The organism is Photorhabdus noenieputensis (genome assembly GCF_018448935.1).
In the GTDB taxonomy this organism is placed as follows: Bacteria; Pseudomonadota; Gammaproteobacteria; order Enterobacterales; family Enterobacteriaceae; genus Photorhabdus; species Photorhabdus noenieputensis.
In genome coordinates this window covers 207370-226608 of the sequence record NZ_RCWC01000001.1, presented here as the reverse complement: position 1 = coordinate 226608, position 19239 = coordinate 207370, and the positions used below count along the sequence as shown (strand labels likewise).

Annotated in this window: 9 protein-coding genes; all 9 read right to left on the bottom strand. The window is 43.5% G+C overall.

Features of this window, described 5'->3' with window-relative positions; translation table 11 throughout:
* Positions 1-681: 681 nt before the first annotated feature.
* The gene (locus tag EAE91_RS00990) at positions 682-5847 is read right to left on the bottom strand and encodes a type I polyketide synthase (protein WP_214086875.1); all 5166 of its coding nucleotides are present in this window, start codon (positions 5845-5847) and stop codon (positions 682-684) included.
* A gap of 225 nt (positions 5848-6072) precedes the next feature.
* A complete protein-coding gene (locus tag EAE91_RS00985) occupies positions 6073-7380 on the bottom strand; it encodes a hypothetical protein (protein WP_214086874.1) in 1308 nt (435 codons plus the stop codon).
* Between the two features lie 970 nt (positions 7381-8350).
* Positions 8351-9646: a hypothetical protein gene (locus tag EAE91_RS00980; RefSeq protein ID WP_214086873.1), complete on the bottom strand. Its 1296-nt coding sequence runs from the start codon at positions 9644-9646 to the stop codon at positions 8351-8353.
* 1069 nt (positions 9647-10715) lie between these two features.
* Entirely contained in the window at positions 10716-11960 is a 1245-nt protein-coding gene (locus tag EAE91_RS00975) for a hypothetical protein (RefSeq protein WP_214086872.1), read from the bottom strand.
* 1098 nt (positions 11961-13058) lie between these two features.
* Positions 13059-14591 (bottom strand): MFS transporter, encoded by a 1533-nt coding sequence (locus EAE91_RS00970; RefSeq protein WP_214086871.1) that lies wholly within the window; start codon positions 14589-14591, stop codon positions 13059-13061.
* A gap of 21 nt (positions 14592-14612) precedes the next feature.
* Entirely contained in the window at positions 14613-15494 is an 882-nt protein-coding gene (locus EAE91_RS00965; protein ID WP_214086870.1) for a prephenate dehydrogenase dimerization domain-containing protein, read from the bottom strand.
* On the bottom strand, positions 15491-17560 hold the full coding sequence (gene pabB / locus EAE91_RS00960; protein WP_214086869.1) for an aminodeoxychorismate synthase component I: 2070 nt from the start codon (positions 17558-17560) through the stop codon (positions 15491-15493). The genes EAE91_RS00965 and pabB overlap by 4 nt, the downstream gene beginning before the upstream one ends.
* On the bottom strand, positions 17541-17882 hold the full coding sequence (locus EAE91_RS00955; protein ID WP_244868584.1) for a chorismate mutase: 342 nt from the start codon (positions 17880-17882) through the stop codon (positions 17541-17543). Before EAE91_RS00955 ends, pabB begins: the two co-directional genes overlap by 20 nt.
* Positions 17883-17944: 62 nt before the next feature.
* Positions 17945-19219, bottom strand: a complete 1275-nt coding sequence (locus tag EAE91_RS00950) for an 8-amino-7-oxononanoate synthase family protein (RefSeq protein ID WP_214086867.1) — start codon at positions 19217-19219, stop codon at positions 17945-17947.
* Positions 19220-19239 lie beyond the last annotated feature (20 nt).

The following is a 19239-nucleotide window of genomic DNA, read 5'->3' as shown; positions in this document are numbered from 1 at the left end:
TTTCCCCTGACTCATCACCAAATTAGCCAGAGTGAAAACATCGATTTTTTCTGACAAAGGATATAGCCACTTCCAACAACAGGCAGGCCAGAAAAATAATTACGACGAGAATTAATTAGGTAAATATTTATTCACTTATGGAAGTCAATTTAAATGTGACATTTAAATTACACAATTTAAGATATTAATATAATTCACCACTTTTTCCATTAATTATGACGAATATCTCCGTGATATATCACGACCCCTTAATAGATACTAATTAAAAATTTCAATTTTATATTTATCTCACGGGGTATTATTATAAAATACAAATAAAAACAATGAGCATAATTGTATTTTCCAAAAATCACAATCAGGATAAAAATTTACAAACAATATTAAATAATGAAATCATGAACGTAATTTAAATTAAGAGTAGAAAATAATTCTTCTTTTTGTATCTTCTTTTTATAAAGAGTTTTTCCTGATGTTTTCCCTTCTAATATCAGTATGACATCGGATTTTTCATCGCTGCAAAAAATCCTTAATCATTGCTTTTTACCTTTGATGGTTAAAGTTTTTACCTATTTTATCATTGGCAAAAACTCGGCAATGATAGTCAAGGCGTTAAAAGTCAACAACCTGAAAGCCCTGTCGGGCTTTCAGAAAATACTTTGGATCAGTTCACTCAGGTTATTTCTATCTCGCAATTAACTTAACTTGCAATCGATACGTAATCAACGATGCAAGTTCCAACAGTGGCTTATTGTTCAACAACAATTCCAATGGGATATCCACGCGTAACTGTTTGTTAATTTTTTGCACCAACATCACCCCATTCAGCGAATCAATCCCATTGTCAGTCAGTGGTTGATCCGGATGAAAAACCTCAGCTTTCGTCCCAACAATCTCACCGCAGAAAGCTTGTAACAAACTGACAACATCATCCAAGTTATTGACCTCAAGCACCGTGTCTGCTGGTAAAGCCTGAGCTACGCTTTCCTGCTGAATGTCACGAAATAATGCCAAATGGCGCATTGGACCAGAGAGTAACACTGACCAATCAGCCAAGAACGGCACCAATTGCGGCTCAATGCGGGCAAACAGACGCTCTAACGTGGCTAATCCCTCCTCTAAGCTAAATAGTGGCAGCCCATTGTCTTCGGACACCGGGAGCATGCGACTATCCCGTAAAGCAATACCTGCTTTCCACGGCCCCCAGTTAAGGCTCAACGCAGGTAAACCCTGCTGACGCCGCAAATAGGCCAAGCTGTCCAGCATGGCATTTGCTGCTGCATAAGATCCCATACCCGGCAAAGACAATAATGAGCTTATTGAAGAAAACATAACGAAATGCTCTAACGGCGCATCAGCTAATGCCTGATGCAGTGTCCAGGCAGAAAGTGCTTTAGCGGCAAAGACTCTGTCGAAAGCCTGAGTACTCAGTTCACGATATCCTTGAGCTTCAACATGCGCGGCACAATGAATTACGCCTCGTAACGGCTGACTGGCCCGTTGCCGATACTGAGCCAGACAACTATTAGTCATTTTTACATCACCCAGATCAACCGGCAGATATTCTGCTTCAATCCCCTGTTGACGTAGCATTTCCAGTAGCATCTGATCATCCGTATCAAGCGTATGACAACGACCGATCAACAACAAATGACGAGCACCATGCTTAACCATCCAGGAAATCAACTGACGTCCCATTCCCCCGAAAGCGCCCGTCAGCAAATAGCTGCCATCAGGACGAAAATGCACCAACGGCAACAATGGCGGTATTTCTGGCAATGGCACAAGACGTAGCGCATAGCGTTGATCACAACGCAGAGCTAATTGATCCTCACCATCATCTGTTAATAATGCATCCCACCACTGAGCTGGCGTAGTCGTACTGTCAATATCTAACAACCCTCCCCAGAGTGAAGTTGCTTCCTGTTGACCAATAACCCGCATCATTCCCCATAATGCCGCAGCAAACGGATCAGGCAGATCTTGTTCGGTCACCTGATGAGCATATCGAGTTATGACCCACAAGCATGGTTTCACCGCTCGTTCTGCCAATGCTGCACACAAATAGATCAAAGCATGATAGGTCTTGCGTGGATTATGTAACGGCCAGAGGATCAGTATCCTTTCAACCTCAGAAGGAAGAGTATCAACCAGCTCTTGAACTTTCTGCTCACTATCAGGCAGGCCGGAACGTAAGTAGGCATATCCACCACGCCGTTGCAATTCACTCACTAATTCCTCGGCCAACACAGTTTCATCGCCAAAAATAGCCCATCGTGCTAAACATGGTGCTAAAGGTGCTAGCAATGGGCAAGAAGGCATTTCACGCCACAGGGGTTGGCCTATCACCAGATTGTGAGGTATTGGCAATAAATCGCTTCTCCCGTTACTGACAAGCTGAACGCAAAATCCTTTGATTTGGCAAATCAGTATGCCGCGTTCAGTGCATACATCGATATCACCAAGCCACTGTTGTTGTGTCTGCTCCGTCATTCGAGCATGGACTGTTACTCGACCTGATAGTTTACCGTTAATGCGTAGATGCTGAATGGTTACCGGAATACGGAAATCTCTGGCAGGGATTGGAGCATTAACGCCAACAGACTGAATCGCCAACAGCGACTGGAAAATGCCATCCAAAGCCGCCGGATGGAAATTCATTCCCTCCGGTGTAAGTGGCAACTCAACCTCACAGATTGTCTCCTTTTCACCGATAATCGCCTGACGCAGAGTACGGAATACCCCGCTGTAACTAAAATGCAGGTGTTGAAACGCCTGATACAATTTCTCCTCATACAATTCCTCCTGATTCTGCGTACCAAGATAGCGATCATTTACAACTGATGATGGGATAACACAGGCAGTCGCGCCCGGCACGACAATGTTCACTTGTGCACTGGCTGCAAATTGGTATTGGGTATCTTCATCCAGATTACCGGCAGTGTATATCCGCACTTCCATGCGCTGACGATCCAAGCGGGTTTTTAGCCTGAACTCCATACCGGGTTCCAGCAGTAAAGCCGATTGCAACACAATATTATTCAGCGCCAATCCAACACCCGGAAAACAGATACGCGCTGCGGTTAACATGACTTCGATATAGCCAGCAGCAGGGAACATCGCATTTCCCATGACGACATGATCGAGTAACCAAGGTACCTGTTCAACAACCAATTCAGCTTGCCAACTGTCACTACCTGGCTGTGCTTCGCCCAATAACACCCCGCTCAACTTGCGCAGCCGGTGGCGACGGCTGATTTTCGGTTCATGCCAATAAGATTGTTGATGCCAGGGATACGTTGGCAGATCGATTAAATGAGCCATAGGTGTGATAGTCCGCCAATCAGGCTCCATACCAGCTTCAAATAATTGGCCCAATAACTGTGGCCAGTTCTGCCCGGTTCGACAAGCAAACACCTGGCCGCAATAAGGTTTACTCCAATCCTGTAATCCACCGCTCAACAGGGATGTGGGTGAAATTTCAAGAAAATGGTGGAAACCTGCTTTCAGCATATTTTCCATCGCATCATCAAAACGAAAGGGTTCGATCATATTGTCAGCCCAATGCTCAGGACCCAACTTATCATTAATTTCCTTCCCTGTGACTGATGAAAACACGGGTAATAAAGGTTTTGAGGCCGGAATAGTCGCAGCATCGGCAATTAACCCTGCCCGGAGTGGTTCCAGCAATGGGGAATGGGCAGCAATACCATAGTTAATGCGGCTACTGGCGATACGATGGTGTTTTAAACGATGGGAAATGGCAGTTAATCCACTTACCGGGCCCGATAACAGACAACTATTGACACTATTTCTTCCGGCAATCACTACTGCGGGATCAACGTCATGGGCAGACAAATAGGGCTGTATCTGTTCCACCGCAGCCGCTACCATCAACAATCCTCCCTTCTGATCCAAGACGTTTTGCAGATCGCGATAGTGGTAATAACGATGATATAAAAGTGTCAATGCCTGAGTCAGATCATAAATTCCCGCCAGATAACAAGCCGCCATTTCACCGGTACTATGACCCAGCAATGCCGCAGGTCTGAATCCCCACTGCTGCAACTGAGCGACCATAGATATCTGTACCGCAAACTGCACCGGTGGTGCCATTAAATCGTCAGTAACAAGTAATGCGGCACGTAGAGACGGCGCAGAAAATTCAGCCCAAATGGCTTCGCAACGCCTGAATTGCTCGGCAAATGCAGGAAATGGCTGAAACCAGGCTACCACCTCCTGCCAACCTTCACCGCCAACGCCAGGAAACACCCAAGCCAGATGATCTACCTTTCTATTATTATGCTTCGGCGGCAGACTCAGATGAGTTAACTGTTGTTGCAACTGCTTTCGGTCACTAAATATTATGGCTTTACGCAGCGGGAAACGGTGACGAGTCATCGCTAAACTGTAGCATAGATCATCAAGAGCAATCTCTGGCTGCTGCTGTAGTAAATCGGCAATACGCTGTGCTTGTTGTTTCAGGGAAAATTCAGACTGGGCAGACAATGGCAACATGAAAGCCTGCCCTTCGGTCTCGCGAAGTTGTACGCAAGGGGCCACATGATTGCTCAATACCACATGGACATTCGTCCCGCCAAAACCAAAAGAATTCACCCCCGCGACAATTCTGCCTTTAGGCAATGACGTTAACTGCCGTGGAACCTGCAATCCTAATTCCGCAAAACGGATATAGGGGTTGGGCGGATCGGCATGTAAATTGCCCGGCACTTGCCTGCGCTGTAAACACAATACTGCTTTAATCAATCCGGCAATGCCCGCCGCGGCTTCTGTATGACCAATCACAGATTTACACGCACCGATCAATAATGGACGATCTGCCGGTTCTGGACGACATACCAGCCCCAAAGCTTCTGCTTCTATCGGATCACCGACCGCCGTTCCAGTACCATGAGCCTCAATATAATCAATCTCTTCTGGCGAAATCCCGGCTTGAGCACAGGCGGCCCGAATCACCCGCTGCTGTGCCACGCCACTTGGTTGGGTCATCGTGGGAGTACGGCCATCCTGATTTGCGGCCGAACCGTGGATCACTGCCAAGATGGGATCACCATCCTGTAAAGCCGCACTCAAGGGTTTCAGCAAAACAGCGCCCACCCCCTCACTACGCACATAACCATCAGCGTTAGCTGAAAAGCTGTGACAACGATTGGTCAGTGACAGAAAACCAGTACGGCTTTCCACTATCGAAAAATCAGGGATCAGCATTAACTGACTGCCACCTGCCAGTGCCAATTGCGACTCTCCCCGCCGCAAGCTGTCACAAGCCAAGTGTACCGCCAATAAGGACGATGAACAGGCGCTATCGATGGTCAAAGATGGCCCTTGAAAATCAAACGCATGGGAAATACGGTTTGACAACATGGTTCCCATTACGCCAGTTGAGGTATAACCCGTCATCTGACGCAAATCAGTAAATTGCAGGTGCAAATAATCATGAGTGAAGGCACCAATATAGACACCAACCGCCTGACCCGCCAACGATTTTGGTGGTATTCTTGCACGCTCCAGCGCTTCCCAGGTTACCTGCAACATCAGACGATGTTGTGGATCAATAAAAGGCGCTTCTGTACTACTGATACTAAACGCCGCTGCATCAAAACCGGCTATATCAGTAATAAATCCTCCTTCTCGCGCCACCATTCGCCCTGGTAGATTGCGATCCCGAGAATAATAAACCTGAGTTGACCAACGTTCGGGAGGTACTGGGGTAATAGCGTCACTTGAACCACACAACAGTTGCCAAAATTCTTCTGGGGAGTTAACGCCCCCCGGAAAACGGCAACCCATACCGATAATGGCAATCGGCATATTGTCACTTCTCATCATATTGATATCCATAGTGGGATTCTTTACTCCGATCTGTTACTTACCCGATTATCGCGCTTACTCATTAACACCATTCAGTCGGACCAGGAATACATTTCGGCGGATGAGGTGGTAAGCCAAGTATTATCAATGATTAATCGTGATACCCGTATTCGGCCATTATTGCCATATCATTCAAATTCTCTTTGGCAAAATGTAAACCAAAGCTCTGACCCCCTCTCTCCCTTATTTATAGTCTAACCAGTCTAAAGCCTGATTATCACCATGCTTCTGTGCATTACCGTTAACATATACCTTGCCAGCAGTACCTGCATCGCCGGATTTTCCATCAGCACCAGCGTCACCAGATACTCCGTCATGACCCTCACTATTTAATTCACCACTACTACCGCCACCTGACCCACCTATTCCGCCTATTCCTCCCTTACCACCTCCCCCTCCATGTCCGCCATAACCTTTATATGACAGAGCATTAATTACTGGCTGACCCTGAGTGAAATTGACATAGATGTTACCACTGTCCCCACCTTTACCCCCATTCCCCCCATCCCCTCCATGTCCGCCATCTCCTCCCCTGCCTCCATATCCAGCAATACATTTTTTTGTTGCATCTCCTCCATTTCCCCCATTCCCTCCATTCCCCCCGTTACCGCCATATCCACCATTCCCACCCTTACCGCCTATCGATGCCGCATTGACTACTCCAGTAAAAAGTTCAACATCAATAATGACATCATTTGCACTTCCCCCCCTTTTGCCATCCATCCCTTGTGCTCCAGAAGAACCGCCAGTTGCATCAGTACCTGGTGTGGATTTAACAGAACAACCGTGTTTATCCTCTGAACCAATATAACCATTGCTGCCATTCACTCCATTACTTCCCTGTTCGCCCCCAAAACCATCGGCTCCATCAAGACCTTTACTGATAATGCTCTGCTTTTTATCATTGCCATTCCCTACAACAGTGTTAGCTTCGACCTTACCATTAGTGCGGTAAATAATTTGACCTCCCGGCTCAATGATTATCTGGTCATACACCAAGACAACGGGTTCGCCATAATCATCTTTATCTTCAACAATCAATGGCGCACCTGCGGTAACAGTAATTCTTTCGCCACTGTATAACGCAACCTTCATCGGGAAACGCTTAGCATTAAGAATTTTTTCATAATCTTTAACCAAAGCAGAATCACCATAAATATAGGCCCTAAAAGCTTTACACAAATCGATATGATAACCGGTAACATTTGCTAGTCGTTCAGCAGAAAACGGTTCAGGTAACGGATGATGAGGCTCCATTCCGCCAGGGCCATATTCACTGTCAGAAATACCCCCGAGCGCTTTCAGCTCCTGTATGGTTTGTACCGTAAAAAACGCAGGTGGCACAGTAGCTGTCTCCGGATCGTTAGAGAATATTACCTTGCCGTCAAAATCCGAGGTCTTAAGTTGCTTTGGCTGCCGTTCTACACCAATCAGATTATAATCCTGACGTAATACCGCCAAAGCTTCAGCAACAGTTCTTCTTTTATCCACGGGAATTCTCCTGAGTTTATATGTTGTTTAAGATAACTTCATATATCCATTATTCATTTGGGCAATCTCCAGAATATATGCTGTTATTACTACCGTTCGTGGTACTGAATGACTAACGGCCTGCAACAATTACGCCTATTGGGATAGGCACTAAATAGTCAAAGTTTTGCCTTTGACTAATCACCAAATTAGCCATAGCGAAAACATCGATTTCTTCTGGCAAAAGATATAAACATTTCAACAACAGGTATGCCAGAAAAATAATTCCTATGAGAATTAATTAGGTAAGCATTTATATCCGTTATCTTTCAAGTTGCCTCTTTGTTGGCTTCACTCCCTTGCCGTCGCGATGCATCTTGAAATCCATAGGGTATAAAGTGATTGGATGCAACATTTAAATCACACAATTTAAAATATTAATGTAATTATCCATTTTTTTCATTAATTAAAGAGAGTATTTCTGTGATACATCACTATCTTTTTATGTATGCCAGTCAAAAATCTCAATTTTATATTTATCTCACTGGTTATTATTAGGAAACGAAAACAATAAATATGATTGTATTTTTTCAAAAATCACAACAAGATAGAAATCTATAGATATTATTTAATAATGAAATTATGAATATAACTTAAATAAAGGATAAAAAATAATTCTTATCTATAAGAAATTTTTTACCAACAACCTTCAATTTTTAAATGGCCTCTTCAACAGGTAAATAAAATAGTCTTAATGAAATCACGAAGTAAATCAAAATAACTGAGTCAGGCCACAAGGCAGATTAATATCATGGGGAGATTTCTCGGCTAATTCGATAAGCAAAACCAAGACCTGACCTCATCTCCCCCTCATTTATACCCGTCATCTTTCAAGTTGCCTCTTTGTTGGTTGCACTCCCTTGCCGTCGCGATCCATCTTGAAATCCATAAGGTATATGTATTAGCTCAGACCGGCCTGATTACCGCACCACTAATGATTAGGTTTTTTTTCTTTACCGTTGATATATATCTTGCCAGTGGCACCGTCATCGCCAAATTCTCCCACAAGACCAGTTTTACCACTGAACCCATATTTTTCACTTTTTTTAGGAAAGTGTGGCATAGGGTTATCTCCAGGATACCCACCTATTCCGCCCAACCCCCCTCTCCCGCCTTCCCCGCCAAAACCACAATATGACTCAACCTCAAGTATTGGGTCACCGTCAGAGTAATTAACATATATGTTGCCACTGTCACCACCTTTACCCCCATTCCCTCCATTTCCGCCATCTCCTCCATTTGCCCCATTTCCCGAATCCGCACTAAGACACTTCCTGATTTCTCCATTTTTCAAAGGTCCTGAACTCCCCCCATTTCCACCTTGCCCCCCGGCACCACCAAGCCCCCCGGTACCGCCATTTCCACCTATGCCACCTACCGTTACCGCCCTTATTGTCCCAGTAGCATGTTGAACATTAATAGTTAGGTCATTTGCTCCTCCACCCGGAGCACCATTCCCCCCAGGTGCTCCGGCAGAACCAGGAGCCCCATTAGAACCTGGTGTAGCGTCAATTAAGCAGCCATATTTATCCGCTATACCGTCACTACCATCGCTGCCGGTAGCTCCACGAGATCCCATTGCACCATCAACACCATTGGCACCATGACTGCCTTTATTAATAATGCCTTGATCTATAGAGCTTCCATTCCCTACAAGAGTGTTAGCTTCGATCCGACCATTAGTGCGGTAAATAATTTGACCTCCCGGTTCAATGATTATCTCGTCATATACCAAAACAACCGGTTCGCCATAGTCATCTTTATCTTCAACAATCAATGGATTATCGGCGGTAATAGTGATTTTTTCTCCACTGTATAATGCAACCGTCATCGGGAAACGCTTCGCATTGAGCATTTCTTCATAATCTTTGACTAAAGCAGAATCACCATAAATATAGGCCCTAAAAGCTTTGCACAAATCAATATGATACCCCATGACATCCGCCAGTCGTTCAGCAGAAAACGGCTCAGGTAACGGATGATGAGGCTCCATTTTGCCGGGGCCATACTCACTGTCAGGCACACCGCCGAGTTCCTTCATCTCTTGTATTGTCTGTACCGTGAGAAATGCAGGTGGCACAGTAGCTGTCTTTGGATCGTTAGAGAATATTACCTTGTCGTCAAAATCCGAGGTCTTAAGTTGCTTTGGCTGCCGTTCTATACCAACCAGATGATGATGCTGATGTAATTTCGCCAAAGTTTCAGCAACAGTTTTTCTTTTATCCACGGGAATTCTCCTGAGTTTATACGTTGTTTAAGATAACTTCACATATCCGTTGTCCATTTGGGTACTGAATGACTAAATAGTCAGAATTTTGCCTTTGACTAATTACCAGATTAGCCTTAGCAAAAATATCGATTTTTTCTGGCAAAGGATATGGTCACTTCAACAATAGGTATGCCAGAAAAATAATAACCATGAAAATTAATTAGGTAAGTATTTATTCACTTTACAGAAATAAATTAGATACGATATTAAAATTACGCAATTTAAAATATTAATGTAAACCCCCTTTTTTTCCATTAATTATAGAAAATATTTCTGTGATACATCACTCCCTTTTAATAGATGTTAATTAAAAATTTCAATTTTATATTTATCTCATGAGGTATTATTAGAAAATACAAATAAAACAATAAGTATGATTCTATTTTTCAAAAATCACCATAAGATATAAATCCATAGATATTATTGAATAATGAAATTATGAATATGATTTAAATTAAAGATAGAAAATAGCTTTTATTTACCGAAGGAGGTTTTTTTTATAAATAAAACTCAACCTTAAAATAAGATAGCTTGACAAATAAACGCTCAAATGACCGACAAAAATTCAATAAAAAATATTAGTAAAATAATCAGCAAATAAAAATAACTAAATCAACAATTATCATGATGCAATAATTATCATGATATATATCCTATTGATTTCAAGATGCATCGCGCGGCAAGGGAGCGAATCCCCGGGAGCATAGATAACTATGTGACCGGGGTGAGTGCAGCCAACAAAGAGGCAACTTGAAAGATGACGGGTATAGTGCAGCTATCAGCAATAGCTGCACATCTTGTTGTAGTTCAATACGGGCAAATCGGCAATTTAACATGGTGACGGTTACCCGGTTCTGTCGGACAAAGCTTCCAATTTCATAAATCATCAGACCCGCTGCCGATTCACATCGATATTTCTTACTTCGATTAATCATTTGCAAAAAAATTATTATATTTACTCCTCAACGCCAAACCGTCAGCTCAATTACCGCCGTTCAAACCAGCCCGATTATTGCGCCCCTAAGGATTAACCCTGTACATTACCGTTAACATATATCTTGCCAGCTACACCTACCCCCCCTGATTTTCCATCAATACCATCTTGACCAGATATTCCCGGCTGACTACTATCGCCAGCTCCACCTTTCCCGCCTTCTCCACCTCTCCCGCCTTTCCCTCCATTACCGCCATTACCTCCATATGACCGGGCATTAATTACTGGCTGACCTTCAGGAAAATAAATATATACGTTACCACTATCTCCACCTTTCCCTCCATTGCCCGCATGCCCTCCATCTCCACCATTACCCCCGTTTCCCCCACTCCCTGCACTACATTTGCCTACTTCATTACCTCCATTGCCCCCGGTCCCTCCATTGCCGCCATTGCCACCATTACCGCCATTTCCACCACTGCCACCTATCGACAACACATTTACTGGCCCAGTAAGAAGTTGAACATCAATAACTATGTCATTTGCATTTCCACCACTTCCTCCGCCCATCCCTAATCCTCCGGAAGAGCCGTCAATTGCATCAGTACCGGCGGTGGATTCAACAGCACAGCCGTATGCCTTATCTATGCCAGCAACACCATCTCTGCCGTTAAGCCCATTGCGCCCTGACTCACCATCAAAACCATCAATTCCATTACTGCCTTTACTGATAAGGTCAGGCTTCTGAGCACTTCCATGACCTACAATAGCATTAGCTTTAACCTTACCATTAGTGCAGTAAATAATTTGACCTCCTGGTTCAATGGTTATCTGGTCGTACACCAAGACAACAGGTTCACCATAGCAATCTTTATCTTCAATAATCAATGGCTTATCTGCGGATATTGTGAGTTCTTCGCCACCGAAGAACGCAATGTTCATCGGAAAACGCTTAGCATTAAGGATCTCCTCATAGTCTCTGACCAAAGCAGAATCACCATAGATATAGGCACGAAAGGCTTTGCATAAATCAATATGATTACCAGAGGCGTCTGCCAGTCGTTCAGCAGAAAACGGTTCAGGTAACGGATGATGGGGTTCCATTTTTCCAGAGCCATAATGGCTGTCAGGCACACCACCGAGTGCTTTCAGCTCTTGTATCGTTTGTACCGTAAAAAATGCAGGCGGCACAGTAGCCATTTTCTGATCGTTAGAAAATACTACCGGCCCATCAAAGTCGGAGGTCTTAAGTTGCTTTGGCTGTCGTTCTATACCAAACAGATGGTGATGTTGATGTAATACTGCCAAAGTCTCAGAAAACGTTCTTATTTTATCCATGAGAATTCCTCTGAATTTAAGTTTATACATTTAGGATAACTTCATATATCCGTTATCCAGTCAGCCAAGTTCCAAAGTATCTACTGTCATCACTACCGGTAATGTCACTATACCCGTCATCCTTCAAGTTGCCTCTTTGTTGGCTGCGCTCACCCCGGTCACATAGTTTGTATGCTCCCGGGGATTCACTCCTTTGCCGTCGCGATGCATCTTGAAATCTATAAGGTATAAACTGTTAATAATCAAAATCTTGCTTTTGGCTAATAACCAGATTAGCCGTAGCGAAAACATCCGTTTTTCCTGGCAAAAGATATAGACACTTCGATAGCGGGTATGCCAGAAAAATAATTACGATGAGAATTAATTAGGTAAATATTTATTCACTTTACAGAAAGTGATTGGATACAATATTTAAATTACACAATCTAAAATATTAATGTAATTCCCCACTTTTTTCATTAATTAAAGAGAATATTTCTGTGATATATCGCTATCTTTTAATGTGTGTTAATTAAAAATTTCAATTTCATATTTATCTCATTAGGTATTATTAGAAAATACAAATAAAAACAATAAATAGATTACATTTAAAAATCACAACAAAATAAAACCCTATAGATATTATTGAATATTGAAATTATGAATATGATTTAAATTAAAGATGAAAAACAGTCCCTCTTTACAATAAGAATATTTTTCACAAACAAACTTCAACTTTTAAATACACTCACTTTACAAATAAACATTTAAACACCAAAAAAGCCAATGAAATAGCCATAATAAAATAATGAGAAAATCAAAATAACTGAATCAACAATAGAGTCTGAGCAATAATTATTATCATTACAGTGCTGCCATGAAAAATATTTTATTTGAGAAAACTTTTTTAATGTGGTTAAGTTAATATTGTCAAATCAATAAACATCATAAATTACAACTTATTTCCACTCATTAATTACTCTATTTATCATATTTATTTAGCACTTTAGAAGTACAAGGAATAGTGAGGAGTGAGATGTTATTTTCAGGACATGTAATCATTGCGGATAACTACTCAAAACAATATGCAGCCATCTCCAATGGCTGCACCTAAAACTATCAGTACTCAAGCGCCTGTTCTTTCTGCGGCGCTTTCAGCAAACGCCATGTAAGCAATACCACCCCCGCAGTCAATGCCGCTGTCAACCAACTCATCGTATGAATAGCGCTGGTGAATGATTCCGCCGCCGCTGTCATCAGTTTCTGCCCCTCTGATTCAGCTAATGAATTCGCTACAACGTAAGCTCCTGCTAACGTCTCTAAAGCCAATCCAGCCTGTTCCTGAGAGACCTCATTCGGCAATTCTAATGTTATACGATAGAAAGCCGTGACCAATCCCCCCAGAATCGTCGTACCAAGTACAACACCCACTTCATAAGCCGTTTCGCTTATTGATGATGCCGCCCCTGCTTTAGAGGAGGGTACTGACGAAAGCACCAAATCGTTAGACACCGAAGCAATTGCCCCCACACTAATATCTAATAATGCGAAAGCAACAATCAAAGTGACTAAATCACTGCCGATACTCGCGACCAGAAGAAATGAAATACCTGCAATACTCAGCAAAATTGGCACCAGATAATGAGCCGGTACCCGTTGAGCAATGGGTACTATCGCCATGCCCATAACAATTGCCATTATTTGTCCGGGAACCAGTGCCAGGCTAGCCAAAATCGGCTCCATACCGAGCACGATTTGCAAGACCTGTGTGGCAAAAAAGACAAAACCAACCAACAATGCCAAACTCAGTAAGTTAACAATAACCGAACCGGTAAACATACCATTACGGAATAGGGAAAGATCCATCAATGGCACAGGCAGACGCTGTTGTCGGCGAACAAATAGCACGCCAGCAATAAGACCAACCGACAGTTCGAGTATTACACTTATTTCAAACCCATCACTGGCAAGGTGTTTAATCGCATAAACAATACCACCCATAGCAACGATCGATAACAGCACGCTATACACATCGATAATGCCAGTCTGTTTTTTATCGGACTCAGGCAATAACATCGGTCCGAAAATCAGCAATGGTACTAATACCGGTACTGCCAAGAGGAAAATTGAACTCCAATCGAAGAATTGTAATAAAACACCCCCCACTACAGGACCTAAAGCTGAACCAATAGTTAATGTTGTCGCCCAAATAGCAACAGCCAATCGACGCTGCTCACGATCCTCAAAAAGAACGCTTATCAAAGCCAAAGTAGAAGGCATCAGCATCGCACCAAAAAATCCAAGTACGGCTCGCCCTATAATCAACTGTTCAGGTGAAGTTGACAGTGCAGTGAACACCGAAATAACCGTGAATCCCAAAGATCCAAATAACAGTAATGAACGATGGCCAACACGATCACCAATACTGCCCATTGATACCAATAAACCAGCCAATACCAATGAATAAGCATCAATTATCCATAATTGCTGACTTGCACTGGGCCCCAGAGCTTCCGCAATTTTTGGTAAAGCAAAGCTTAAGATCGTATTGTCCACCGTCACCAATAATACTGGTAACATCAATATCAGTAATCCCAGCCAATTTCTGAGTCCTGCCCGCCCGTTAGCCTCAGCAACTCTATTTAACGACATCCCCTCAACTCCTTTCCTATATCATTCAAGCGTTGAAAAAATATGCTGGCAATCAGCAGCACTGATATCGAGCTGTTCCCCCAGTTGTTGCGCAATATCTCTGAGGTTATTGCCAAATTCAGTTTGATCGCCAGCCTGTACTATCGAATTTAACTGTTGTATGGCATGCAGCAACTCCTGACGCGGTGCGACAGCCATCGGGTTTTCATATTGAACGTCCCAGTACACTTCTATTGGATTACGTAAGATCCTTGATAACAGCGCCAGCATTGTACGCATAGGCGGTGGCGCAATAGTTGCCAAGGTTCGAATATCTAACGGACTTTTCGCCAGCACTAAGCCAAAAATCAGTATCGCGGCATGAGGCAAAGCCTGACAAAGCGCCATAACCCGATCATGTTCCTCTGGCATCATCCTACTGATACGCATATCAGCCTGCATCAATACCCGCTCAATCCAATGTTCACTAACATGACAGTTATCGAGGATGACTGCAACTGGCCTTTTTTGCTCCGGCAAAGATGGCGAGAACATCGGGTTAACACCAATAAAAGGCTGCCCGGGGGCGGCAGCTCTTAACGCAGAATAGAAAGGGGCCTGAACTGAACAGGTTGACACAATCTGTACATCATCACCAATAGCAGACAACACCCAAGGCAACGCTTGTATGGCAACGGCTTCCGGTAAGGCAAAGACTACCCCCTTTGCCCCACTAAAAACCTCTCCAGCATCAGCAGCCGGGTTTAAGATATCAATCTGACAGTAATGAGAATGATGAGAACGCACTCCCTGCGTTCGGTTGTCAACACTGTATACTATGTGACCACAGCGAGTAAAAAGGCGACTCAATAAAGAACCAATAGCGCCTTGCCCACCAAGAATGACCACTTTATGGTTACTCACATATCCTCCGCCATATGACTAAAACTGAAATATGGCACACTCGCTTTAACCAATGTCTCTTCAAATTCGCCATAAGGATCAGAATGAGCAACAATTGCCCCCCCAATGCCGAATTCAGCACACCCTTGATGTAATACCGCCGTACGTATCACAATGCTCAATTCCACTTCACCACTGAAAGATAACCATCCAAGCGCACCGGAGTAAACACCGCGAGCCGATGACTCTAAAGAATCAATAATCTCCATCGTGCGCTTCTTCGGTGCTCCGGTCATTGATCCTCCTGGAAAACATGCTCGGATAGCCTCCATTGATGACGTTTCTTCGCATAACTCACCGCGAATGGTCGAAACCAATTGATGTACAGAAGAGAAGCTCTCAACTTTAAATAATTCAGGTACATGCACACTGCCTGGACGGCATACCTGATTAAGATCATGGCGCACCAAGTCCACTATCATCAGATTTTCTGCTCTATCTTTAGGGGACTGACTCAATTCCCTCTGCAAATGCTGATCATCTGCTGCCGTTTTTCCTCGTGGCCGGGTCCCCTTAATCGGTCTGGATTCAATATTTCTGGTCTCATCAATACGTAAAAACGTTTCTGGTGATGCGCTGAGTACAGAAAAATCCCCACATGCCAGATAAGCGCCATAAGGTACAGGACTGGCATAACGCATACGCCGATAAGCGTCCAATGGATGCCCTGAATAAGCCATCTTGGCCCTATTCGTCAGGCAGATTTCATAGGACTCGCCATCTGTGATGTATTGAAGTGATTTCTGGATTTTATCCATATACTCCTGAGCGCCATATTCCAGACAAATTTTGCTCTGATCAACAGCACCAGGAATAAAGTCAGGTATCACTTCACCGGTATTTTTTACATTGGTAACTAAAAGTTCCGGCGGCCAATTTTGTGGCTGCCCTGCTGGTGTAATAAGGCATTCATAAAGTTTACTCTGCTGATGATCGAAGACAAAAAAATGCGGAGTAAATACTAAGCTGGCATCAGGATGTTCTGAACGGTATTTATTGCTGCCAATTGTCAGCGCCTTTAATTCATATCCTAAATAACCAACAAAGCCGCCTTTAAATACAAATGGCATCGATTCTGGTGTCGAAATTTCCACAAAACCCAGCAATTCAGACATCAGTGAGAAAAAATCTCCCTGAACAATCCTCTCGCCATCAGGACCAGTCAAACGCAAACTCTCAGTCTGTACACTGTATTCAAGTCTGACAGCGCCCTGTTCATTACCGCTTCCCATCATTGAGAAACGAGCATTAGGTCTGTCGGAATTTTCACTATCAAGCCAGAAAGCATGCGTATCATTACCATAACGTTGAATAAACAAGGATTCAGGATCGACCATCTCCTTACATTCACGATAATTCAGATTGAGATATTGTCTTCCACCTACCGCAAGATAGACCTCATTAACATAAGTGCATATATTCTGAGCGGTAACTTCCTGTTTGTGATTCTCTTTATACGTCTCCGCTATACGCACGAAATTACTGAGTAGCTCACGCCCATATTCAGAATCAATCGATTCAGGATGAAATTGGACACCCCAGATCGGCCTTTCGGTGTGCTCAATTGCCATAATTAAGCCATCATCAGTCCAGGCAGTACATTTTAGATTGTCAGGAAGACGGGTACATACCAATGAGTGATATCTGACCACTTCAAACTGCTCAGGCAAACCCAGGAATAATCCTTCTCCCGTGTTACTGATGCGACTGCGATAGCCATGTACCGGATTGGGGGCATGTTCTACACACCCGCCAAATGCCAGGCTAATCCCCTGATGGCCGAGACAAATACCCAACAGCGGAATTTTGGCACGTGCAATAACCTCAGCACAGACACCAAAATCACGGCTTTCAGCCGGATGTCCTGGCCCTGGAGAAAGGACTACCGCATCATATTCGTCTATCGTTAACTCTTCATAAGTCAAAGAGTTTGTCACTACAGACGGCACACTGCCCGTCACTTCATACAGATATTGAGCAATGTTTTGCGTAAAGGAATCATAATTATCAATGAGCAGTATTTTCATTATTCTCTACTTTCTCGTGTAACAACTGGTCAATCAGCTCTTCTTCTCGACGGCAAGTTTCTTCAATAACCAGTTGAAATAGTGATTCAGTATATTCAGGCCGTAACCCAAAATCTGTTGATTTATCCCGCAACATATCCAATAACGAGGTAATACGTTGTGGCTGCATCATCGGAATATCCTGTTCCGCCTTTACCTCGGCGATTTTCATGCAGACTTTCATACGCTCAGAAAGCAGCGCCAAAATCTGCATATTAATAACATCCAGAGATTCCCTGTAAGGTTGTAATATATCCTGCTTATTTATTATTGATTGAGTCATATGTTTAATCTTCGTCACTGATTCATTTCAATTATCTTCTTTAATCGATAAGCGGGTGTCATTTATATCTGTGGAACCACAGCCTGTGGTTCAACCCAATTCAGCCCTTTTTCCCTTATCTCAAATAAGGTATTTACTAAATGCTTGATTTCATCAGTCTTATGCTCACTAGAGAAGGCGAAACGCAACATCGCATTGCCATCTGGAACCAATGGATAAAACACCGGGAATAATAAGATGCCGTTGTCACGCAGTAAACGAGCCGCTTCAAGCCCTTCTGCTTCATTTTCAAATAAAGCGCCACGAACGGGGGATTGAACACCCGTATTCATCAAATGGTTACCCATCAGAGAATCAAACAGATTGATGTTTTTCCATAATTGCTCCTGCCGGATTTCTATCTCAAGGCTGAGATGAAGTTTTGCTGAGGCAACATTAGCGGCCAACATCGGCACCATGATCGAATGACCAAAAACCAGAGGATTCGCTAAGGTACTAATCACTTCAACATCATCGGCACCGGCAACCACCACAAAACCCCCGGCACCACCAAATGCTTTGGATAATGAACCTGCAAGTATGAAGTTGGATGGCAAAATATGGTCAAGCGCAGCAAAGGCATAACCCGCACCATGACGCCCCATAATGGAAATACCATGAGCATCATCTACATAGACATAGCCTCCAGCAGCGGCCAATTGTCGAGTTAATTCCGCAACCGGAATTAAACCATTCATTGAACCAATACCATCAATCAGCAGGATAGACGTCCGCTGATTCTCTTTACAGTTCTGTAAAGCTTGCTGTACTGATTGTGCGTTTGCGCTATCAACCCGCGATACCGGACCGAACTGTTCGAGAATGCCGCGTAACACCTGCATAGATGCATGAGCAGTTTTATCCATCAACCAATGTACAGGCCCGGAAAGGGGATAGCCAGGTAAAGAGCCGCTACCCAATAACGGTAATACACCAAGGTGAACATTACTGGTGGAAGTAAACACAGCAACGGAACCACCCTGATAAATCTCTGCCAACAGTTTCTCTAATTGCCCCAAATATTGTGGCCGCATCGCACCACGGGACGATGACAAATGTATCCCTGTGCGAGACATTGCCTGATTTGCCGCGTCAATTAAGGCAGGATGATGTTCTAATCCCAAATAAGAGCAGGAAACAAACTCAGTAAAAACGTTTCCTTCCTCTGTAGTAATTTGCTTACCTTGACGCTCTACGACAGTGAAGCTGGTCAAACCTTCATCGATAGCCTGTGCTAAAGCTCCGGTTGTCCGTGACCGGCGAATTGTCATCCAATCCTGCTTGTGTTTTACATTCATTATTTAGATTCCAACTGTCT